General features: G+C 40.9%; 22 protein-coding genes. 8 read left to right on the top strand and 14 right to left on the bottom strand.

Annotated elements, in window-relative coordinates; all coding sequences use genetic code 11:
* The first annotated feature begins 10 nt into the window (after nucleotides 1-10).
* Both PSR9079_RS20975 and PSR9079_RS23725 read left to right on the top strand, forming a co-directional pair.
* Entirely contained in the window at nucleotides 11-1816 is a 1806-nt protein-coding gene (locus PSR9079_RS20975) for a hypothetical protein (protein ID WP_149983131.1), read from the top strand.
* A 121-nt stretch (nucleotides 1817-1937) separates the two neighbouring features.
* Entirely contained in the window at nucleotides 1938-2090 is a 153-nt protein-coding gene (locus PSR9079_RS23725) for a hypothetical protein (protein WP_179959234.1), read from the top strand.
* 65 nt (nucleotides 2091-2155) lie between these two features.
* On the opposite strand, the gene PSR9079_RS20980 is transcribed toward PSR9079_RS23725, so the two are convergent.
* The 7 genes from PSR9079_RS20980 to PSR9079_RS21010 form a co-directional block, all read right to left on the bottom strand.
* Nucleotides 2156-3232 (bottom strand): DKNYY domain-containing protein, encoded by a 1077-nt coding sequence (locus PSR9079_RS20980; RefSeq protein WP_149983132.1) that lies wholly within the window; start codon nucleotides 3230-3232, stop codon nucleotides 2156-2158.
* Between the two features lie 78 nt (nucleotides 3233-3310).
* On the bottom strand, nucleotides 3311-4234 hold the full coding sequence (locus PSR9079_RS20985) for a histone deacetylase family protein (protein WP_149983133.1): 924 nt from the start codon (nucleotides 4232-4234) through the stop codon (nucleotides 3311-3313).
* 72 nt (nucleotides 4235-4306) lie between these two features.
* Nucleotides 4307-5851, bottom strand: a complete 1545-nt coding sequence (locus PSR9079_RS20990; RefSeq protein ID WP_149983134.1) for a serine hydrolase — start codon at nucleotides 5849-5851, stop codon at nucleotides 4307-4309.
* 30 nt (nucleotides 5852-5881) lie between these two features.
* Nucleotides 5882-6376 carry a gamma-glutamylcyclotransferase family protein gene (locus PSR9079_RS20995; protein ID WP_149983135.1) on the bottom strand — a complete coding sequence of 165 codons (495 nt, stop codon included), beginning with the start codon at nucleotides 6374-6376 and terminating at the stop codon, nucleotides 5882-5884.
* A gap of 34 nt (nucleotides 6377-6410) precedes the next feature.
* Complete coding sequence (locus PSR9079_RS21000; protein ID WP_149983136.1) at nucleotides 6411-7034, bottom strand: LysE family translocator; 624 nt, start codon at nucleotides 7032-7034, stop codon at nucleotides 6411-6413.
* 3 nt (nucleotides 7035-7037) lie between these two features.
* Nucleotides 7038-7820: a hypothetical protein gene (locus tag PSR9079_RS21005; RefSeq protein WP_149983137.1), complete on the bottom strand. Its 783-nt coding sequence runs from the start codon at nucleotides 7818-7820 to the stop codon at nucleotides 7038-7040.
* Nucleotides 7821-7835: 15 nt separating this feature from the next.
* On the bottom strand, nucleotides 7836-8306 hold the full coding sequence (locus PSR9079_RS21010) for a CreA family protein (RefSeq protein WP_149983138.1): 471 nt from the start codon (nucleotides 8304-8306) through the stop codon (nucleotides 7836-7838).
* 342 nt (nucleotides 8307-8648) lie between these two features.
* On the opposite strand from PSR9079_RS21010, the gene PSR9079_RS21015 reads away from it, so the two are divergent.
* Nucleotides 8649-8978 (top strand): 5-carboxymethyl-2-hydroxymuconate Delta-isomerase, encoded by a 330-nt coding sequence (locus PSR9079_RS21015; protein WP_149983139.1) that lies wholly within the window; start codon nucleotides 8649-8651, stop codon nucleotides 8976-8978.
* Nucleotides 8979-9226: 248 nt separating this feature from the next.
* Here PSR9079_RS21015 and PSR9079_RS21020 read toward each other — a convergent pair whose 3' ends face one another.
* The 4 genes from PSR9079_RS21020 to zapE form a co-directional block, all read right to left on the bottom strand.
* Nucleotides 9227-9757: a hypothetical protein gene (locus tag PSR9079_RS21020; protein WP_149983140.1), complete on the bottom strand. Its 531-nt coding sequence runs from the start codon at nucleotides 9755-9757 to the stop codon at nucleotides 9227-9229.
* A 103-nt stretch (nucleotides 9758-9860) separates the two neighbouring features.
* A complete protein-coding gene (locus tag PSR9079_RS21025; RefSeq protein WP_149983141.1) occupies nucleotides 9861-10109 on the bottom strand; it encodes a hypothetical protein in 249 nt (82 codons plus the stop codon).
* 190 nt (nucleotides 10110-10299) lie between these two features.
* Nucleotides 10300-11100 (bottom strand): hypothetical protein, encoded by an 801-nt coding sequence (locus tag PSR9079_RS21030; protein ID WP_149983142.1) that lies wholly within the window; start codon nucleotides 11098-11100, stop codon nucleotides 10300-10302.
* Between the two features lie 249 nt (nucleotides 11101-11349).
* Entirely contained in the window at nucleotides 11350-12459 is a 1110-nt protein-coding gene (zapE, locus tag PSR9079_RS21035) for a cell division protein ZapE (RefSeq protein ID WP_149983143.1), read from the bottom strand.
* A 58-nt stretch (nucleotides 12460-12517) separates the two neighbouring features.
* Here zapE and rsuA point away from each other — a divergent pair, with 58 nt between their 5' ends.
* Complete coding sequence (gene rsuA, locus PSR9079_RS21040) at nucleotides 12518-13216, top strand: 16S rRNA pseudouridine(516) synthase RsuA (protein WP_149983144.1); 699 nt, start codon at nucleotides 12518-12520, stop codon at nucleotides 13214-13216.
* A gap of 83 nt (nucleotides 13217-13299) precedes the next feature.
* Entirely contained in the window at nucleotides 13300-14970 is a 1671-nt protein-coding gene (locus PSR9079_RS21045) for a methyl-accepting chemotaxis protein (protein ID WP_149983145.1), read from the top strand.
* Between the two features lie 66 nt (nucleotides 14971-15036).
* Here the strand turns inward: PSR9079_RS21045 and PSR9079_RS21050 are convergent, their stop codons facing one another.
* Nucleotides 15037-15810 carry a YggN family protein gene (locus PSR9079_RS21050; protein WP_149983146.1) on the bottom strand — a complete coding sequence of 258 codons (774 nt, stop codon included), beginning with the start codon at nucleotides 15808-15810 and terminating at the stop codon, nucleotides 15037-15039.
* Between the two features lie 104 nt (nucleotides 15811-15914).
* On the bottom strand, nucleotides 15915-18344 hold the full coding sequence (locus tag PSR9079_RS21055; protein ID WP_149983147.1) for a zinc-dependent metalloprotease: 2430 nt from the start codon (nucleotides 18342-18344) through the stop codon (nucleotides 15915-15917).
* A 161-nt stretch (nucleotides 18345-18505) separates the two neighbouring features.
* Here PSR9079_RS21055 and PSR9079_RS21060 point away from each other — a divergent pair, with 161 nt between their 5' ends.
* Nucleotides 18506-19474, top strand: a complete 969-nt coding sequence (locus tag PSR9079_RS21060; RefSeq protein WP_145234740.1) for a class 1 fructose-bisphosphatase — start codon at nucleotides 18506-18508, stop codon at nucleotides 19472-19474.
* A 153-nt stretch (nucleotides 19475-19627) separates the two neighbouring features.
* On the opposite strand, the gene PSR9079_RS21065 is transcribed toward PSR9079_RS21060, so the two are convergent.
* On the bottom strand, nucleotides 19628-19954 hold the full coding sequence (locus PSR9079_RS21065; protein WP_149983148.1) for a hypothetical protein: 327 nt from the start codon (nucleotides 19952-19954) through the stop codon (nucleotides 19628-19630).
* A gap of 57 nt (nucleotides 19955-20011) precedes the next feature.
* Between PSR9079_RS21065 and PSR9079_RS21070 the strand changes: the two genes are divergently transcribed.
* Nucleotides 20012-20389 carry a DUF5522 domain-containing protein gene (locus PSR9079_RS21070; RefSeq protein WP_145234736.1) on the top strand — a complete coding sequence of 126 codons (378 nt, stop codon included), beginning with the start codon at nucleotides 20012-20014 and terminating at the stop codon, nucleotides 20387-20389.
* A gap of 208 nt (nucleotides 20390-20597) precedes the next feature.
* Entirely contained in the window at nucleotides 20598-23030 is a 2433-nt protein-coding gene (locus PSR9079_RS21075; protein WP_149983149.1) for a TonB-dependent receptor, read from the top strand.
* The last annotated feature ends 59 nt before the right edge of the window (nucleotides 23031-23089 follow it).

Consider the following 23089-nt stretch of genomic DNA (forward strand, 5'->3'; position numbering starts at 1 on the left):
TAAAACAATAATGGATATCAGTATTTTTGAAACCCTCGCCAGTGCGGGGTTAGTCCGCCGAGCACAAAAAGCGCTCGATAAATCCAGCCCACATATAAGTGGCGCTTCGCCAATTCAGTTTACATTCGAAGGCCAGCAAGGTGTACTGGATTTACATAATCCTAATAATAGCCAATGTGATTGCGCCGCAAATGGTATTTGTAAGCATATCATTGCAGCCAGCATATTTGCTTGGCAACAAGCGCCAGTATCTGCAGCAACGATTGAAGAAAATGAAGTGCCGCAAATCGATACTAATACGTTATTAGCCAGTGCTGGCAAAGTAAAAATACGCCAGCTTTATCGTCAAGTTCAGCGTCGTTGGCAAGCTGACATCGTGCAACAAAGCGCGCAGGTTTGCATTACTATCAAGGAGCACACGCTCCATTTTACTAACGTAACCACAATTAATGATATTATCTGCAATGAAGATAGCCAAGCATACGCACTACTGGGCGTTTACTTGTGGCTTGAGCAACAAGGTGAAATGCTGCAATGGCCCGACTGGTTGCAACTAGAACAAGAGCACCAAAAAACACTATTAAACCAAACACAAACGCAGCTTAAGCAGGCATGCTACGCTGAGCTCATTATGCTTGCAGGAGTACCCTTAGCGCAACTGCGCAGTGAATCACTGCTCACTATTGAATTACTGCAGATCCCGATGGAAAAGGCAGGCTTTAACATTGCACCACTAAAACGTTTATGCGGCACACTCGCACGCTATCTTAGTGGTGAACATCTGCGAGACAAACGCACTGTTTTGCTTGAACTAGCACACGTTTTGGTGATGCTTGAACGCCAAGAGCAAACACAAACGCAAGATGCTGAACATATTTGTCCTCCACAGCAGTTGTTATGTTTAGGCGGTTATCCGTGGCGTCGTAGCAGTGGCGCACATGGATTGACGTTGGTTTTACAAGACGAATACGGCCGCTTTATTACGCTTGCCGAAAGTCGCACAACAACCGAGCAAACACTTAACTATAGCCAAATCTGGCAAGCAAACCAATTACTTGAAGGTGCGCCTTCTGGCAGCAATTGGTTTGGGCAAACACAACGTATTTCAAACGCTCAGCTCAATGGCTGGCAGCGGCTTCGCCAACTTAAAAAGACCTATGTTGAACCAAGCGAACAACCACTAAATCCACAATTCATCGATGATATAACACTGATTGATTGGCAAAACGACTATGTATGTTTTGCGCCAAGTTATAGTCATCAACACACATTTGATGAAGCCACGCAATGTATGCGGCTTAGCTATCAAGATAAACAGCACAATACGATCTTTTTTAGCTTGCCTTATAGCGAGCTGGCACACCATGCGATCAATAATATGATGCTATTTAAGCAGCAATTGCCACAGCTCATTGTGGCTCGTATTGAGCGCGATAGCACGCAGTGGCAGTTACGTCCGATTACTGTAAAACTGGATCGTTGGATTAATCTCTATTTTGATGATTTAACCGACAACAAAACAACTAATATATTTAGCAACTGGCTTGCAAAACAATCTCCACAGCCGCAACTGTCATCGCCAAGACGAGATAAAGTGCAGCAATTTTTGCTAAAAGTGCTCGATGAATTAGCACAAAGCCATATTATGCCTCAGCAATCACTCAGTGAAATGGCGCAAAAATTAGGACTGCGCACGTTGAGCCATTTTTTAAGTAACTCTGGGCCAGAACATCGTTTAAAAGCAGCTTACTGCGCCGAGCAGCTACTACAGTTAAGCAGTCTTAAACCTGTAAAGTTCAATGAGCTGAAAAACTAAGTGCTGATTAAAGTTCAGCTATATTATGCATTTTTTTAGGGAGTATTATTGAGTATAACAGTAAGCCCTTTTGCGCTGCCAAAACGGTACGCATGCTTGTAATTGGAGTCGGGAGATCCGCATGGGTTTTGCCCCTACACGATTAAAACTGAGTAATGGTGAGCAGATCATCGCTAACGGGGAGCTTAATTTTATCGATATAAACCAAGTTGATGCAACGCAAACAAACGTAGGCAAGTTACCAAAGAGTATGAATAAACTTCCTTCTGTTTAATCATTTTCAACAGCAAATTACCTCGTTCATCGCAACGCCCTAACAGGTCCTATATTTTTCTAAACTTAGCGCGTTGCAACAATCTCACCGCGAAAATAATAATGATATTTATCGTAAGCATCCGAATGAGTTTGTTCATCATATTGAGTGACTTTAAAGCTGTCAGCATCGACTTGTGTCATCGGCTTTGCCGACTTATATTGAGTTACGTAATAAACAGTCTCACCACTGCGATAGTAGTCGCGTTGAAAAATTTCAAAATTGCTGGGATCAGCCCCCATCAATACATGACTATCTTCACCATTTAAGTAAAAAATATGCTGATTATCGCTAGCAAAGTTCTCGTCTAATCGTGTAAAACTGGCGGTATCTACATCAATGTCAGTTAAGATGGCTATATTTGCGTAAAAGATATGTTGCTGGTCTTTACCGTAACTATCATCGATAGGTTTAAATGACTGCGCATCTATTTCAGGCACTGGCTCATCGTTATGGTAAATGACTTGTCGGCCTTTCCTTCCAGAGATATTCCAAAAGCTATAAGAATAGGCCTTATAACTTTTAGGATCAGCTCCTGCAACAATACGCTCGCCTTTAACCACTTGCGAATCATTAATCCAATAAAGATCAGTACCAATAATCTTAGCCTTTAGATTATCAGAGTTAACACCGCTAATGGCGTTACCACAGTAGTAAAGGTGCTGTTTATCTTTGGCGTATAATGCAGCGTCATAGGTATTCAAATTGGCTAAACTGTAAGTAGTAAAGCTTTCAGCGTCAGCGTTTTCTATTAACTTAGCATTAAAGTAAACATGCTGGTCAACAACGCAATAACCCGCATTGGCAATACCTCGAAGCAGATTACTGATCATACCCGTATAGCCAAATATCACAAAGAAAAACCCAATAACAACAGCACTTATCAGCGCCATTTTATAACTATCAATACCAAAATAACTGCCGCCAAATAAACCAATAAGCAAAAATAATGGTACTGGAAAACTTAATATGAGTATGGCAGAGAACACTTTTTGCTTATTATTCATCGCGCCAGGGGCACCAAACATCATCGGCGACATCATCATCATGCTTCCCCAAAAGCACAGTGCCAACGTGACTAAGATATTAATTACTACAGACATTATCTTCCTTGTTTAATTAGTGGTATTGGTATCATACAACAACCAATATTTTTACTTAATTGTAGAATGAATATAAAGCTACTCTTTTTCTTGTGCAAACACTCTAATATGTTCTATGGCGCTGCGCCCTAGCGCAGATAAATTATATCCTCCTTCTAAAAAAGAGATAATCCCTTTACAGCCAGTACTTTTTATCATGTCACACAGCTGTTGTGTCAACCAAGCATAATCAGCTTCAACGAACTTTAGGCTTGCCATATCATCTTCAAGGTGTGCATCAAACCCAGCACTGATAAACAATAACTCAGGTTTGAATTCGCTAAGCTTTGGTAACCACTGCTGTAAGTAAACCTCTTTTAAATCATCGCCATCGCTGGCTATTGGTAGCGGAGAATTAACTAATGTCTCGTTATTTTCAACGACAGTATTAGGATAAAAAGGATGCTGAAATAATGAGCAAAGCAACACATTGTCATCATCGATAAAAATGTCTTGCGTACCATTACCGTGGTGAACATCAAAGTCGACAATCGCAATGCGCTTAATCCCTTTACTTTGCGCGTACTTAACCGAAATTGCTAAGTTATTAAACACACAAAAACCGGCAGAGGTTGTACGGTTTGCATGATGACCTGGTGGCCGTACGGAGCAAAATGCGGCATCGAGGTTATCCGCTAATATTTCATCAACGGCTAATAACCCCGCACCTACCGCCCGCTCAATTGCCAAAAATGACTCTGGGCATAACCAAGTGTCGCCATCAAGTGATACTAAACCTTGTTCAGGGAGGGTGTTTTCCACCAGCGATACAAGGGCCTCATCATGGGCTAATAAGTAATGTTCACGTAATGCTTTAGGCGCTTGCTTTTGCTGCACAGCAATATCCAAGCCACTGGCCAAGAGACGATCGGTAATTGCATCTAAGCGCTCAGGACACTCTGGATGATCCGCGATCATTTTGTGTTTACGGCAAAAAGGATGAGAAATAATCGCAGTACGCATAAATGCTCCAAATGAGTTAACGACTGTAACTATAACAAAGCCACCCTTAGGTGGCTTTGCGACTTTGGTTTACTATTTAGCTTGTAAATGGAGGTTTCTAAAATCAAAACTGAAATCGGTCACTGCTGTTGATACTGCACGCATTGTCGCTTCATTAACACGATTTTTAGTGCTCATATCAAAGCTAATATACGCATCAGCTTCGAGTAACTTTTCATCCCACTTGACGATAAATGTGTTGCCAGTGTAATGCTCAAGCTGCCCTTTTAAACGTTTGGTATGCGTAAAATCAATACGTAGCTTACCGTCTAGCTCTTCAATAATAACATCACCATACCAATCATCGTGTAAGGTGCCGGTGTAGTTGATATTCGGCAATTGGGGCTGGTAATCAGCTGGGGCGTCTGGCTTTGCATTTGCGTACGCTTCTTGTTTACCTTCAAAGTGCTTTTTAGCTAAATCTTCAACCCAATCTTTATCTTCCAAGTCGAGTGCATCTTCAAGCACTTCATGGGTAATAGCAGAAAGCGCACTAAATGCTTGTTGATTACTAAGAATAACGATACCCAAGTTTTTTTCAGGAAGCAGTGTAACTTGCGATACCATTCCTAGAATTCCGCCGCCATGGCCTACCTTTTTAATACCGTGGTAGTCTTCAATGCTCCAGCCTAAACCATAACCTCTAAATTGCTGATGGTAAGCCTCATAAGCGCTTTTTGATGCCAGTGAGGTAATATGTGGATGCCACATTTGCACTTGTTGTTTTTCACTGAACAACTGCTCTCCATTTGGCATTTTACCATGGGCTAATTGTGTGCGTAGCCATTGGCTCATATCATTCACACTTGATGCAATCGCGCCGGCACCACGAAAATCCTCTAGGTAATTAACGAAAAATGGATGTAATTGACCATCCATTGGAATATGACCCGTTGCCCAGTTTTTATTACTTTTTGGAATACGCGAAAAACCGGCGCGTGAGTTATCCATGTGCAAAGGCTGGAGAATATTCTTTTCAATATAATCATTCCAGCTCATACCTGAGACCCGTGCGACCACCTCGCCAGCGGTCACAAACATCAAGTTGTTATAAGCGTAAGTGCTGCGAAAACTACTAGCTGGTTTTAAATATTTTAAGCCGGCTAAAATCTCTTCAATCGATTTATCGGTTGATGGCCAAATCATTAAATCACCTTGGCCTAGTCCTAAACCACTACGGTGACTTAATAAATCACGGATCGTCATTTCGCGGGTTACATAAGGGTCGTATAAACGAAATTCAGGAAGGTGATCAATTACCTTGTCATCCCAACTGAGCTTTTCTTCATCAACTAATTTTGCCAATGCCGCAACCGTAAATGCTTTAGTATTTGATGCAATACCAAATAAGGTGTCTTTATTCACCTTGCTACCAGTATCTAAGTTACTAACACCAAAGCCTTTAGCAAAAATAACCTTATCGTTTTCAACAATCGCCACAGCCATACCCGGCACATCAAAGCGCGCCATTGAATTTTCAATCACTTGATTAATGTGCTTGGTATCAATATCAGCGTAGCTATTAAATGCACAGCCCGCTAATAAGGTGGCCGCTATCGCTAGTTTAGTTAATTTCATAATAATCCTTGGAGTTATCATTTTAGTTTTTTATTTTTGATGTACAGCAAACTCAATGGCTGCACGCGCACTGTCGCTATCTTGGCAGGTTGGCCGAGACTTTATAGCATCACTGTACGCATTTGGCACACCTGCTTCAAGCGCACCGCGATGAACGTGCTGCATATACCAATCGTAAGGCAATATCTGCGCATCAGTGGTGTTGGCAATATAACAATGCGCCGCTACTTTTTGCCCATCAAGTAATGTTACTTGAATATCCACGCAGTCATAGCGAGACCCTTCGATAGCGTCTAAAATCGTTTTTTCTGCGTCATTGAGTTGATATACCACGCCATATACTTGCGCGTTCTTATCATTTGATGGGCGTACATTGCCTTTTCCTGAGCCATCAGTACTTACCATATCAAAGGTTAACTCGTAACCGGCTAGTATTGCCGTACCAATACGAGTAGCGTTTGGTAAACGCGCCAACAAACGACTCGACGACATATTTGAACCAAACGAAAAATTATATACAGCCATATTCACCTACTACAGATTTCTGTTAAAACAACACTTACACTACAATTCTTATTGCTAGAGCGATCAAAATCACGCCAATACCACGGTCAAACCAATAGCCACTTTTTTGAAAAAAACCGCGAACACTAGGCTTTGATAGCACCAAGGATAGAAACGAAAACCACGCCCACGTTGCCAATGCCATATACAGCCCATAGCCTGCTTGCACAATTAATGGCGTTGATTGGCTGATCACTAAAGTAAACAACGACATAAAAAATAACGTGGCTTTTGGGTTTAACGCATTGGTTAAAAAGCCGCGACGAAATGCAATCCAACTGGATTCAACACCTTGAGATTGAAAAACAGTTTCTTGCTGCGCTGGCGCCGGTCTAGCACTTCTAAGCGCTTGTACACCAATGTAGGCCAAGTATGCACCCGCTAAATATTTTAATGCCATAAATACGTTTGGTGATTGCGTTAATAAAACTGCAACGCCGAGTAAGCAGTAACTAACATGTAATAAAATAGCCAGGCCTACCCCAAAGCTGGTCCACAATGCATTACGACGCCCCTGCTGAATACTTTGTTTAAGCACAATGGCAAAATCAGGGCCGGGGCTTGCTACAGCAAAAAAGTGCGCCAGTGCAATCAATAAAAACTCATCTAAATAAGCCACCCATTACCCCGTTTTTTTATCATCAAGCGCTAACAAAAACGGATTAGCAGTACTATTAACTAAGGCTTTTATTTCTTTTTGCGCCTTTTTAAAGTGGCTGCGTAAGTGCGGTTTTAAATACTTTTTAGAATCTTTATAGCCTTTAAAATGGCAAATAAGGGCATGCATAAATAAGGTTTGCGGTTCACTAAGTGCAGCTTGTCTGTTCGCATAGGGGTTGTAACACGAGCCACAGCCCCCTTTAAACTGATACACCGTATTGCTCATCATTACCCCAAAACCTAAAAAACATGCCACGGCATCGGCGGCTTGTGGTAAAAACTCTTTACCACCTGGTGGCAACACGCCCACATGGTGGATCATAATTGTCGCTAAAGTACCGGCAAAGCTAGCCACTAAATCTTGTGGCTGATTAATTTGATTTGGATTAAATGACACATTAACCGTATGGCTTGGCGGCACTATTAATTGGCTATTATCACCACGTAACTGATTGCTAAAAGCAAAATGAGGAAATACTTGCGGCTGCAATTGCTGTGGCGCCACCAGCGAAATTGGCCAAGCTTGCAGCCCCGCATAGTCAACCACTCGCTCAAACACTTTACTGGCCATTTCTTCAATGCTTGAAACCGCATCGGGAAAGCATTGGTGGTTTGGCAAAACTAATTGCGAGTTATTAATGAAATAATCGCTGTCAAAATTTTCCACCGCCCACACAAAAGTATCAATCAGCCATTGCTGCTCTTGTTCATCTAATAAAGGTTTGCTTTTAAATAACGCTAACATAGTTTGCTCTTTTGCTTATTCTTGCTCTTGTGCCCATGCCCATGCTTGGGTGTTATACAATGGCACAGTGGATAACGCATGATGATGACTGCCGGTTGACTCTTTAGTTGAGTACGACAGATATAACAGAGTTCGCGTTTGCGCATCATAAATTCGACGCACTTTTAACGATTTAAATAAAATACTTTTTGATGATTTAAATACCACCTCACCCGACTTACTACGGTCAATCGCTTGTAATTGGTCGGCAGTAATTGGTCCTGTTTGGCGACACGCAATAGACATATCTGACGGATCAGCAAAATCTAAGTTTGCTTCGATATGGCTAATATGACAGGTTATGCCTTTTACTAACGGGTCTTGTTGCGAGTTAACTTTAATATCTTTAGTGGTAAATAATCCCAAACTAACTGATGCAACATCATCAGAGCAGCCCGCTAAGGTGATCAATAAACCTGTCAATACGCCTATCATTATAGGTTTCATATATTACTTGCTCCATGTAGGGGTAAACGATTCGTGGCTTACATTTAATATTCAGCTATGTTTCAATACTAACTTAAATTAATCACAACAACGAGCACGACACCATGAAAAAAGTATTTGTTTTACTGTGCTTACTGTTAGTAAGTCAGAGTGCGTTAGCTGGTTATTCACTGGGTCTTTATACTGGCTTGTAACGATCGTCAATAATGCCAGTAACGTTTCATGTGCATTACCAACAGACGAAAACAAGCAATGCTTGTGGCATTTTGATGGTGATATACTCAATCAGTTTCAAACCAGCTTAGGTTTCACATATCGTTTTTAGGGGAGCAAATAGATAACATGCCACATATCATCATTGAACATTCTGAAGATTTACCGGTATTACCGCAGGTATTGGTTGAAAAAATTCATCAAGCAACGTTTAACAGTGGCTTGTTTGAATTAGCAACGATCAAAACTCGCGCTATAGCCTATACACATTATCAATTGGGCGATGGTAAGGAAGGTTTTATCCATATTAGCGCACACATTATGCAAGGACGTACGATTAAACAAAAGCAACAACTCAGCGAGCAGTTGTTAGACTGTTTAAAAATATACTGCCGAGAATCAGACAGCTTAAGCGTTAACGTTCACGATATGGAACACGAAATTTACCGAAAGTGTTAAACATTTAAAGTAAATTTCAATCTCTAATCAATCTGCAATAACAGCACCATCTTCGAAAGAAGGTGGTCTTAAATGCCTTCCTTGGTCGCGTCAGATAAAAGTGAATAAATCTTAACTTGATCTGTCAGATTCGATTAACAGGACTCAATCAAATCTGACAGTCGCATATGTGCCAATTGCAGACGTTCGTAACACCCGCTTAACAGGCACTTGGACCAAGCTTTTTGCGTCCTCTGTTGAAACTTTTTTTAGGCACTTTCCGCCTTGAGCTTTTCTATTTCCCTTGAAACAGCCTCTTCTGTTAAACCATGCTGTTGCCAGATGTGTAAGTAGACACCTTCAATAAACTGGTCCCATTTATTGAATAGCTTTATCAATTCAGTTAATTCTTTAATCATTTTCATACGCCCTAACTTAGTATGAAATTGACCAATTGAATCAAAAAAATAGTCATGAGCTAACCAATTCCTTTTATCTAAAGCTTGTTTCAATTCCACTAACACCTCATCAGAGGTACTAAGCTCTTTTTTTACCATCCCCAACAAGCGACCAAATGTATTTTTATTTATGCCTTCAAAAAGAGCATCCCATTCTTCTTGAGACACTATATTTTTATCAGTGAGAGTGTATGTAAAAGCTAAATTCACCAAGGCTTTTTCTAAACATTGTGCCGCATATGAAGCCAAACCAAAAAACGCGTAAACTTCTTTTTCATCAAATGATTCTGGTTCTGGAACTTCTTTAGGTTTAATTTTGATATAAGTGTTTTCGCGAACCATCGTGAATGCCTATCGCTTGCCGTAAACGGCATAAGATAGCAGGCTAAAATTTGCGACAAAGGAGCACAGCCTGCTGTTTTGTGTCCTTTGTTTGACGGACTTGTTATACGTTTTTTAGGCCATCAAACGGGTTAATTGTGATATTTATACTTTGCAAAAAATCATCATTGCCTCTAGTAAAAACAAAGGGTTTTCCAGGAACTATTGTTTGAGTGATAACCCACCCACCTGAGAATTTCATTTCAACATCAATTATATTCGCTTCACCGCTAAAATTAATTGTTACGTCTTCTCCAACAGGAGTTCTCTTTATTGTGTCTGTTAAAACTTGCTCTAATTCAAATTCTCTCATTGTTCCCTCAAAACGTATAACAACTTTATCAAAGGATACTTTCCATATTCTAGCACGAAAACATCCTTATTTAATGAACTTGTATTAATAGCAAATAGTGTAAGCTATTGCCATCTATGTATTTTATGCGAGCTTAACTCTTCTCAATCATGTGGTTTATTCAGAAATAGTTTCTTTTAGGATTGTAAATTTAAGTTATTTTTAACTTTTCTAACTCTTCATATATTTTAAAAACTTCTCCTATAATTGAATCACGTTTAGCTCCTAGAAGTTTTGGCATCCTATGAAATAGTGATCCTTTTCGTTTGTAATCCAAGCCAGAGTAATGCGATATAAACTCGTTTTTATTATTAACTTCGTAATCACACTTTATTTCTGAGCTCCTCATTTTTGAGGCTGTATTGATATAAAAATCAGCTCTCAACTCGTAATTATGAATTGCGCCTTTTAACTCTTCTAAAATACTAAGCAAACGTTTAGTTTTAGTGCCTATTAATATTTCTAAGTATGTACTCATAGAAAAAATATCAGCAGCCTCTGCTCTTAGCTGATGATATCGTGAAGAAACGTCTTCTTCAAACAGCTTTAATTTATTCTCAAGCTCTTGGATTTCATGGATTACTTCAGGCCTTTTCAAATCATCTTTAGCCTTACGATCTAACTTGGCAAATAGCAAATAAGCCTCATCGGTCATCTCTAGCACAAAATTAGGCAAAGATTGCACCTGTTTACTAAAAAACTCTCTAAACTCTTTAACGCCTTGGTTATGCCTAAATAATATAAACTCTCTTACAGCAACAAGAGCTGCTACAACTGTAGTCATTCCACCAGAGAAGCTTCCAAAGTTTGCTAAAATACTACTCGACTCTCCTTTTGCTGATAAAATTATAAATGAACCGTACAAAAGAGTTGGTATTGAAAGCCAAAGAGCGGGCCAAAAGAAGTAATTTATATAAATTCGACCTACTTTTACTTTTAGGTGCTTTAGCATTTAACATTTCCTTTATATAGACATCTAGCAAAATAACACAATCTCAGCTCTCCTTCATGGAACTAAATGTCAAATCTCGATTTCATACATCATAATTTTTGACTGTCAGCTTATCGCTCATAGCTGCCTGTCAGGTTAAATCTAAACCTATTCGTCAAAACTGCAAAATCAGATATGAGCTACTACAGATAAAGAGAATGCAACTCTTACTTATAAGTAGATAGTAAACGTTTATAATCAGTAGCGTGACTACCAGTTTTGCATTTCTATTAATCTTGACTCGGTGCGTGCGTATTCAAATGCCAGCTTTTTACCTTGATATAAATCAGCAATGCCAACCTCGCTACTCAGTATCAATAACTTGCCACGGTCGTAAAATTCATCCACTAAAGCAATAAAGCGTCGCGCTTCATCGTCTAGTGTATGTTCTTGTAAATCTTGTTTTTCACGCTGATAGCTATCTTCAATACCATGCACTATTTGCTTACCTGTTGCCGCAGCGCCCATTACTGGCACATTACAGATATACACACGCTGATAGTACTTTGCTAAATGAATATAATCAGCGGTACTACGCGGGCCTGAGCACAACGCCATAAAATCAAACATAATGGCATTATTGCTGAGCCTTAAACACGCCAGTTTACGCCCGTAAATAGAAATATCAGTTGCTGTTTGTAAGTTATCTGCAAAAGCCAAAAAATCAGCATCCAGTTCAGAGTTAGCCGAGCTGTTAAAATAATGAGTTGCGTGCTTACCAAAACGAAATCGGTGGTCAACAGAGCCTGTGACATTAATAATATGACAATGCGCTTTAATTAACGCTATGGTGGGTAAAAAGCGCGCTCGCTGCAAGCCGTTATAATAAAGCTGCTCAGGTTGACAATTTGACGTAGCAACCAAAATGATGCCTTTGGCAAACAAGGCTTTAAATAGGCCGGCCATGATCATAGCATCGCCAATATCAGAGACAAAAAACTCATCAAAACAAATTAGTCTCAGCGTTTCTGACCACTCATTGGCTATTTTATCCAGCGGGTTTTTAACCCCTTGCAACTGTCCTAGGCGAGTATGTACTTGAGCAATAAAATGATGGAAGTGTAACCGTGTTTTTTGTTTAATAGCTACAGTCTCAAAAAACACATCCATTAGCATCGATTTACCCCGTCCAACAGGTCCATACAAATAAATGCCCTGCAAAGATACCGATTTTTGCCACCAATGATGCGGTTTATCAATGGCAATTGCGAGATTGTCTAGTGCATTTACCGCTGCTAATTGGGCATCATCAAATTGCAATTTACCGGTGGCTATTTGCTGTTGATAATATGCTAATATTTGTCCGCTGTGTACTGTCATGCGTTATCACGATCCGTTATACTCGCCGCCATTGTAGTCGACTAGAAGTGTGAACCCAATGAAATTCCCTTGCCGCCTAGATAAATTTATTAGCCATCTAGCAGAAACGCCACGCACCAAAGCGAGGGCAGGAATAAAGCGTAAAGATGCCAGCGTAAATGGCGAGGTGATCTGCGCTTATGATCATCCAATCACAGCAACTGATAACGTATTATGGCAAGGTAAGCCGCTAGTTTTTTTAGGTAAACGTTATTATATGCTGAATAAACCGGTCGGTTATGTATGCGCCAACAGTGACGAGTTACACCCAACGGTATTTGATTTACTCGATGAACCTAACATGAGTGATTTTCATGTTGCAGGTCGGCTTGATCTCGATACGACTGGACTTGTGATCATTACCAATGATGGCGATTGGTCACATAAAATCACCTCCCCAAAACATAACAAATTCAAGACTTACCTGATTGAAACGCAAGAACCTCTAACGGATGATGCGCTGGAAAAACTGCGCCAAGGGGTGCAATTACACAACGAAAAAGAGCTAACCAGACCCGCAATTGCAGAGCAACTTGCCACATACCGTATGCGTTTGTCGATCTGCGAAGGTAAATATCATCAGGTTAAACGTATGCTCGCCGCAGTCGGTAATAAGGTAGTTGAATTACATAGAGAAAAAGTAGCAAATATCGAGCTTGATGAGACCCTTGCCAGCGGAGAATATCGACTCTTAAGCGCAGCAGAAATTTTACTTTAAATTACCTACAGTGGAAACTTGAGTAAAAGTCACGTCTAATTCCGTTATTATTGTTAATTAAAGCTAACATCTAGCCGACAAACATGGTAGAAAATCATGGTCATAACAATAATAAGGGGCTCGATGTGCTGTCAGGTTTAGCATTAAGAACTAAAATAATCTTGTTCGCTGGAGCAATGTTTATAGCACTCAATGCTATAGCATTACTGGGCTTACAATCTCTTCGTCACGCTAGTGAAAACGATAATATTGCCCGTATCAATCAACTCATGAAAAGCACGACAAATATTGTCGAGCAATTTGAGTTACTTGCTAAAAATGGGCAACTAACCGAGCAACAAGCGCGTGACTTTGCCACGCAAATGTTGCGTGAAAACAAATACCACGACAGTGAATATGTCTACGTAGTGAATGATAAACTCGACTTTATTGCCACACCGCACGATCCGCAGCTACACAACACCAGTTTTAATGATTTCAAAGATGCCAGCGGTAACAGTATTGGTCGTATGGTTGAACAATTAGTCGGAAATCAAACCAACAAAATTATTACTTATCATTGGGATTCTGTCCGTGATGGTGAAACCGTTGACCTAACCTCTGTGGTACAAAAAACCCCTTACTTTGGTTGGTATGTTGGTACCGGGATCAGCGAAAAAGAAGTCGATGAGCGTTACTGGAATACCGCTAAGTGGTTACTAGGCTTGTCACTACTTATTGCCCTTGCTTTAACTGCTGCAATTGCTCGCTTTGGTATTTCTTTAAGCAACGCGTTAGGCGGTGAAGTCACTGAGGTAATTGGTATTGTTAAGCAAGTTTCTCGTGGCAACTTAAATTCGCATATTCGTACTGACGCCCAACCTGAAAGCATTATTGCTGCCATGCACTATATGCAACAAGGGCTACGGGGTGTAGTTGGCAGTATTAAAGATGTTACTGATAGTCTAAAAAATCAGAGTTTAGATAACGAATCCCGCTCAACTGAGCTTGATAAACTGACCCGCAGCCTAAACGAAGAAACCCATATGGTCGCATCGGCTATCACTGAGCTAACAGCCTCTGCGCAAACAGTGGTTGAGCATGCCGAGCAAGCCGCCTTTTCAGTACAAGAAGCCGAAAGCCAAGGACAAAATGCCAGTCATTTAACTGCTGAGGCAGCAAATACAATAGCTCTTTTAGAGCAACAAATTGACAGCGCTGGTAATAACATCCAAATCCTTGATGATGAAGTAAATAATATTGCAAATGTGCTTACTGTTATTCAAAGTATTGCCGAGCAAACTAACCTGTTAGCACTCAATGCAGCCATTGAAGCTGCCCGTGCTGGTGAACAAGGAAGAGGCTTTGCGGTCGTTGCGGATGAAGTACGTCAACTAGCGCAGCGCACGCAAACTAGCACAGAAGAAATTCGTACTATGATCGGTAAATTACAATCCGCCACGAAAGATGCAAAAACTTCAGTTAACTTAAGTATTGCCACCAGTGAACAAACCGTAGCGAAATCTAAAGATGCCAGTGAAGAGTTGCAGCGTGTTGCTGCATCTTTGAGTGCCATCGCACAAATGAGCCATCAAATAGCCATTGCAGCTAAAGAGCAGCTCGATGCAGGGGAAGACACAGCAAGACGCATTGTGACCATCTCTGACACCGCCTCACAGACCGCAGACCTATCGCATCAAGCCCATGCCGCAACGGACTTGATAAAAGGGCTGACGAGCGATTTAGAAGCTGAAACCGGCAAGTTTAGATCCTAGTAATTGGTTACCTAAAACTAAAAAGCCCGCATTAATTACGCGGGCTTTTTAATTAAATTGATTAAGTTAAGATTTAATTTGTACTAAATCAAAATCAGCCATACTTGGTACTATCATTTGTAATCGTGATTCGGTGACATCAAGCGAGTTTAAACATTCACAGTATTCTGAGGCTTTTAACTCTAACTGTTGAGCTTTTTTCTGCAGTGACTTATCGATTTCTTTTGAAATAATATCCATGCGCTGTCCCATGTCATTAATACGATCTTCAATATTACCTTCGCGGGACTTAAATGCATCACCTAGAGAAACTAAAATAGCGCCGAGAGAGCCATGAACGGCAGAGTGAATTTTTTGACTGATCTCTTCGGTAAAAAAATCATCAATTTTGGATAGTGATTGTGGGGCAATAAAAAAGAAATCATCACCGCGTTTAAATTTATCCATTAAAGCGCGCTCAACATATTGCAGTTGCGTTTTTAGCACTTCCGACTCTTTGTCCGACATACCTTCAACAACTTGCTCTATCGCACTTAAGCCAAGATTAACACCGTCAGTTGCCAACTCTACCAACTCAGGCACCGTATCGCGAATACCCGCGCTAAACTGTTTTAACACTAGGGTTTCATCTGACGTTAGATCAATCCAATAGCCACGGATAAATAGTTGATTATCATTATTTATTTGTACGCGGGTTTGGCCCTTATCAACAATACGAATGACATCATCAGTGATGATCAAACCATGCCTTAGCTCTACTTCGCACACGGCTTTAGCGCTGACATTAAGACTTGATAGTGCTATGGACATCGCCAATATCGAACGAGATAAAAACGCCATAAACACCTCAAAAAGACTAAAAATGGAAGGCGGCTAGGTTAACAAAAAACCAGTTTTATGCAAGAGAAACTAGGCCCTAGCTTCTAGGGCCTTGTAGTTAACATTTAAATTGGTGATCCTGGTGGAATTGGTAATGCAGTAAAATTTGTAGGCCAATTGCCGGTAGCCAGAAACTGTTTAATTTGATCGGCTAAGTATTGCTTAAACGCACTTTCACCAACATCAGCACTGCTAAGTAAAGACTCTTGCTGATACGCCTTACTCAGTTTTACTAAGTAATAACGCAACTGAGCTTGCACCTCTGGAGCAACTTTATCACTGGCGACTAAATCAGCAAACTGCTTTGCTGTTAATAACTGCACCCGCTGAGTGATTTTGCCTGCCATGCCTTTTTTACTCTGAATCAAAAACACCTGCTGATAAACCTTTGCAAGCAGTTCATCTAAGCTAAAAAATGCATCACTGCGCGCTTGTTGCTGTGCTAAACGATTTAATCGTTGGCTATTTAGCAATAACGCTAAACTATGTTGTGCAGCCACTTCGGGTAGCGCCATTGCATCTAAGGTTAAGCCAGTGCGGCCAACAATGCTTTCTCGGCTTTTAGATTCGCCATAGGCCTTGGGTGGAATTAGCGCTAACACTGATTCTGGTAATACTAAATTGTCAGCATTTAGGGTAGTTAAGATGGCCTTTAAAGCGAGCTGTTGAGTTGCCTTTGCAACAACTTGTGCACCTTTTACCATACCTTGACCACGTACTTCGTAATCATAATCAACACCTGCAATCAGTTTTACAGCAGACTCGACCTGATAACGATGGAATAAATACAGCGGCACCAGCATCTCTTCTAGCTGAGATAGTGAGGTTCCTTCTTTGATATTGTTAATACCAAATTTAGCGAGTGCTTGTTGTCTTACATCAAGCACTCTTAATAGCTCTTCACTTGGCGAACTGCCGTTATCCCATAAATGTGCTGTTGGATGCGCGCCACCTTGCGCTCGTGCATCACTATCAGAAATAAACTCCAGCCCTTTAGCTTGGTTATCCGCTAAAATTGCACTTAGTTCTGTATCTTCATCAAGGTTACGAAAATCACTGTAACCGTACTTTATAACTTGCGTATCCCACTGCCCCATACCTTGTGCATAACCTCGGCTCACATCGAGTTCACCTTGGTCATTAAAGCCCACTAGTGGGTGCGGATAATCCATCACCGAAGCACGATCAGCCACTGATGCAGAGAAATTATGCGCTATACCAAGTGTGTGACCAATTTCGTGAGCACTGAGCTGGCGAATACGATCAAGTGCCATTGCTTGTAACGTTTTTGCCACTTCATTACCTTTTAAATAAGGCGCTGCAAGTGCTTCAGCAATTAAAATATCTTGGCGCACACGCAGTGAGCCTAATGTAACGTGACCTTTTAAAATCTCACCTGTACGCGGATCGATCACCGAGCTGCCATAAGACCAACCGCGCGTTGCACGATGCACCCACTGGATCACGTTATAACGCACATCCATAGGATCGGCGTTATCTGGTAACACTTTAACAATAAATGCATTTTTATAACCCGCTTGAGAAAACGCATCATCCCACCATTTTGCGCCATCGAGTAACGCTGTTTTTACCGGCTCTGGTACACCAGGATCTAAATAATAAATAATCGGCTCAACGGGTTCGCTAATAGGTAAGCTTGGGTCTTTTTTCGCTAGACGATGACGCGGGATATAACGTACCAACATTGATTCACTTAATGGCGCGGCATAATCTTTATGTTCAATACTCCAATAACCTGATTGCGGATGAAACGCACGTGGCGTGTAATTATCATCAGGTAACTGTATTAAAGAGTGATGCATATGCACGGTTAATGCGTAAGGGTCAGCACTGACCTGACGAATATACTCACCCGGTTGAGTGCCATTAAATGTCAGCACAGCTTCAAGTTCAGTATTTTTCATAAACGCTTTTGAGCGATCCATATTTACTGCACTGCGACTTTCATCAAGGCTAAAATTGCCTTGTTTACGTGCAGCAAGCGTTCGACCCACACCATGTACATCGCTCAGTAAATAGGGCGTGTAATCAATCAATACAGCTTGCGGGCTTTGTGCAACCACTTTAAAACCCGCTAAAATACTTGATGCAAAGGCTTCTTGAATACTTTTTTGTTCGGCTTTATTGCTGGTATTTGCACGGTAGTAGGTATTAATAGCCCGTAACATCACTTTATCGCCAAAGCGCTCAAACTGTACAAGATGCGTATTGCCTAACTGGCCGCGATCAAGGCCAATATCGTTAGAGCCGATACCATAAGGCAAGCTTTGCTGTAATAAAAATTGCTGCTTGAGTTTATCAACTTTTAAATAAATTTTACCGTTTTGAGTGTCGTAATAAAAAGAGAAGTAGCCCGGAAAATGATTCATTTGTTCAGTAAAATCATTAATAGACTTAATTGCTGCGTGCGCTTGGGTTATCATAGTTAGCAACACAGTAAAGAGTATGTAACGTATCAATGGTATTTTTTGCATAATCTTATCTTTGTTATTCGCGTTTTAAATACGGTTAAGGTGTGTCCAGTATAGGATGTTGCACCTAAAATACAGTTATTTAAGACGAAATTCAGCGCTTGCTGTGATGATCCCTCTCACCCTATGATTATCATGGCCCATAACGTTATCAGGAAAATAGAATGCGTAGACTACCTCCGGTATTACTTGAAGACGGTTGCCCTAGAGAGTTAATCTCATTGATCAGAACGATTTTAGCGGCCTGTAAAGAAATTTCATTCCGCGTCGGCCAAGGTGCCCTGTCCGGTGTACTAGGTTCAACGCTTGATGAAAACATTCAAGGCGAAACACAAAAGAAACTCGATGTTCTGACCAACCAACTACTTAAAGATATTTTACTGGAGTCAGGCTACGTAAAAGCGATAGCTTCTGAAGAAGAAGACTACACAGTAGCTGGCAACCCGAATGCAGAATATATCGTTGCGTTTGACCCACTTGATGGCTCATCAAATACCGATATCAATTCACTGGTTGGTACTATTTTCTCAGTAATGAAAGCGCCTGAAGGCTCAGATCCTGCAGATCAAAGTATCTTTATGCAGCCAGGTAAAAGCCAAGTCGCTGCGGGATATGTATTATATGGCCCATCTACAGTGCTTGCATTAACGACTGGCAAAGGTACACGTTTCTTCACGCTAGATAAAACACACGGCAGCTTCTTATTAACTCAAGATTTTGCCCAAGTACCAGAAGAGACCAACGAATACGCCATCAATGCGTCAAATCAACGCCATTGGCAGCCTGCGATGCAAAACTACATAAATGACTTAATGGCTGGCGAAACAGGCCCACGAGCGCGTAACTTTAACATGCGCTGGATTGCCGCCATGGTCGGTGATGTTCATCGCGTGTTATGTCGCGGTGGTATTTTTACCTACCCAACCGACACTAAAGATCCAAACAAACCAAATAAGCTACGCCTACTTTACGAAGCAAACCCAATGGCTATGCTGATCGAGCAAGCCGGCGGCATCGCCTCAACTGGCACAGAACGTATTATGGATATTCAACCCGACGCTATCCACCAACGCGTAGCGGTGATTTTAGGTTCGAAAAACGAAGTAGAAACCTGCTTGGGATATCATAAGTAATAGACTTTAGGATAGAGGAGCTAGGTAAAAGGCTCTAGGAAAGTGATTTCCTCAGATAACAATCACATCGTAGGCGCGGCTTTATGCCGCGTTTTTTATTTTCAGCCATATCAAGGCGAAGTTAGCCGCAATATCCCTAGAACCTAGCCCCTACTAACTTGCTAATAATTCAACCAACTTCGTAACTTTACTCTTATCAAGCTCGCCCATTTGTTCGCTGTTGCTGAGGGCATAGATAACCCCTTCGACGGCGCTATAGTCGATATCGGTTCTAGATTCTATAACATTCGCCCACAACTCCAGGTCGTCTAAATCAATCTCATCTGCTTGGCAGCGAGTGAGCACATCCAAAACAGTTGCAAGCGTCAATACGTAAATTGGGCCCTGGTTATCTATTGTTGATGCAACAATAATACTTATGGCTTCGTCTTTGTGTTTACCAAAAGTGACGAATTCTGCTAACGCTTGTGCTCTGTTCATTTTTAATTATCTGTTATCCTGTAACTGACTATTTCATTGAAGATTAAAATATATCTAATGACTATTTTAGCCTGCTCGCAATGCCAAGCGACTCTTAACTGCAATGTTGATGATATCAATGCCTGTTGGTGCAATGAGCTGCCTGCTATTTTACCGCTTGATAGTACAACCACCAGCTGTTTATGCAGAGATTGTACGTTGACTAAAATCAATCTATTTTTAAATGCCCTCTATCAGCAACCACTTAAAAATCAGCTTAGTTTTGCAGCCTCTTTCTCTAGCCATAATCCCCTAATAGAAAATCTCGATTATACAATGCAGAACAACTATATGGTGTTCTCACGCTGGTTCTTTTTAAAACGTGGTACATGTTGTAAAAACAATTGTAAAAACTGCCCATTCAAAAACACAAAATTAACAAGTGATGCAAAATAGCAAAAAAATCATAAAGAGAAAAAAATTCATACAAATATTAATATGCAATAAAAACTCTTTAAAGCACTAAAAAACGTTTTTTGATGAATATTTTATCTATATAATTGCATATTAATTTCCGTACCCTTTCAGCCATCTTGTTTATCTTTTTATAACATGCTTTCTTATTAGAAAATGACAACCAGATAAACAAAAAACAGGATAATCAATGAAACAGTTCAAGCCTAATATTGTCGCTTGCGCAATAGCCGCCCAATTTTTTACTGCCGGTCATGCTGTTGCAGCGGAGCAACAAGTTGCAACAGAAAAAGCAATTGAAACAATTCAAATTACCGCGACTCGTCGTGCGGGCTCAGTGCAAGAAGCACCACTTAATATTACCGCCCTTGATGGTGATGTGATCAAAGATCAAAACATTGGTGATCTTGAAGATGTGGCACGCTGGGTGCCAGGTTTAACTATTTCTGATCAAGGTGGCCGTGAAGGTTCACCAATTATTGTCCGTGGCTTAAATACCAATACTTCAGATCGTATTTCTGATGGTGGTACAGTTGCCACTTACGTGGGTGAGATCCCACTTAATATTGATTTACGTTTAACAGACGTAGACCGTGTTGAAGTGCTTATCGGTCCACAAGGTACATTATACGGAGCGGGAACATTAGGTGGTGCAATTCGTTACTTATTAAAACAACCTCAGCTCGATATTACCGAAGGCCAAGTCACTGGTGATGTGTTTAGCTTAAACGAAAGTGACGGCACTGGCGGTGAGTTTGGTTTAGTATTTAATACGCCGTTAATTGACGATGTATTGGCTATTCGCGCTAGCGTCAATTACTACACCAACCCAGGTTATATCGATTATAACTTCGTAGTACAAAACCCAGGCGTATCAAACCCAAACCCTGATTTTACCAATCCACAGGATGTTAGTGCTAACTTGCGCAGTGTCAGTGATGTAAATGATGAGCAAATTACCACAGGACGCGTGTCCTTGCGTTGGCAAGCCAACGAAGCAGTAGAAGCAACGCTAAACTATTTTTATCAAAAACAAGAAAATGGCGGTAATTCTACATCGCAATATAATTCATTAAGTGACACCAGTGCCTTACAAGGTATGGTGGGTCAATACGAAAATGCCGCCCGCATACTTGAGCCAGGTGAAGAAGAAAACGACTTATTGAGCTTGGAAATTAAAGCGGATCTAGGCTTTGCTGAACTTGTCTCAGCCTCTGGTTGGTCAAGCTATGAGCAATCTGGGCAACGCGACCAAACTGATTTGCTTTACGACATCTGGACTGGTTATGCAGAATTCCCAGCGTTTATAGCGCAAACTTTGGATACTTCAAAACGTGATAGTTTCACTCAAGAAATTCGCTTAGTGTCTAACTCTGATAGCGCTTTTAACTGGATTGTCGGTGGTTACTACAACAAGCTTGAAACTCACTCAGACGATCGCGAATACACACCCGGTTTAACTGAGTTTGGGGGCGATGATATTCCTAATCTACAACAAGATCTCGAGTATATTTTAGTCAGTGACTCTGAAACCACTGAAAAAGCGCTATTTGGTGAAGTAGGTTATGCGTTTACCGATCAATTCAATGTAACCCTTGGTGCGCGTTTTTACGAATATGATGTATCAACCACGGCGGGTTCTGCAACACCGTTATTTTCGCTTAACTTTGACTCTCTTGACGATTTAGCGATGGAGAACGTAAGCGCTAGCGACAACGGTAATCTATTTAAATTTAATGCCAGCTACACCTTTGATTCAGGAGTGCTTGCTTATTTTACCGTAAGTGAAGGCTTTAGAATCGGCGGTGGTAACGGTATTGCACCTTGCCCAGATGTATTGCCAGATCAACAAATTGTTTGTGCATACCCAGATGAAGAAGATTATAAACCAGATACAACAGTAAACTATGAACTGGGTTTTAAATCGAGCTGGTTTAAAAATCGTCTACACTTTAACGCGGCATTATTTAATGTTGATTGGAAAGATGCGCAAGTTGGTACTGCAACTGTGAATGGTCAAGAGCTGATCACCTCTAATGCAGGTGCTGCCAATTCAAAAGGCGTGGAAATTTCTTCTCGCGCTATAATTGCTGATAACTGGACGGCCTACGCAACTTACGCCTATGCAAAAGCTGAGCTAACCGAGGATGCACCAGGTTTATTAGGTACATTAGATAAAAAATATACACAGTATCAAGCATACTACGATGGTACTGACGGCGACCGCCTACCAGGCGCGCCTGAGCATCAGCTTTCATTCGGCCTGCGTTATGAACAAGATGTACTAGACGATAAACTACTGAGCATTAACTACGGTATGACAGCGCAAAGTGACGTGATCACTAAAGTTGGCTTAAAAGCCGATGGTGAAACACTTGCAGGCTATGCATTGAGTAATCTATCAGCCAAGCTAACGGGTGATATGTGGTCTGCCACTATTTATGTTGATAATTTATTCGATAAGTATGCCTTTACTTCGGTACGACGTGATAAATCATGGGCAGGTATGGCAAAATATGAAGAGCTAAATAAAGAGCTGCCTGAACTACAGCGTGTGTATGGTCACTACACTACAACACCGCGTACTATCGGCATGAAGTTTACGTATAACTTTGAACTGTAATAACGGTTATCTATAAATTAAAAAAGCCTTGGTGTTTTACGCCAAGGCTTTTATGCTTA

The sequence above is a fragment of the Pseudoalteromonas rhizosphaerae genome (assembly GCF_902498845.1).
GTDB classification, from domain to species: Bacteria; Pseudomonadota; Gammaproteobacteria; order Enterobacterales; family Alteromonadaceae; genus Pseudoalteromonas; species Pseudoalteromonas rhizosphaerae.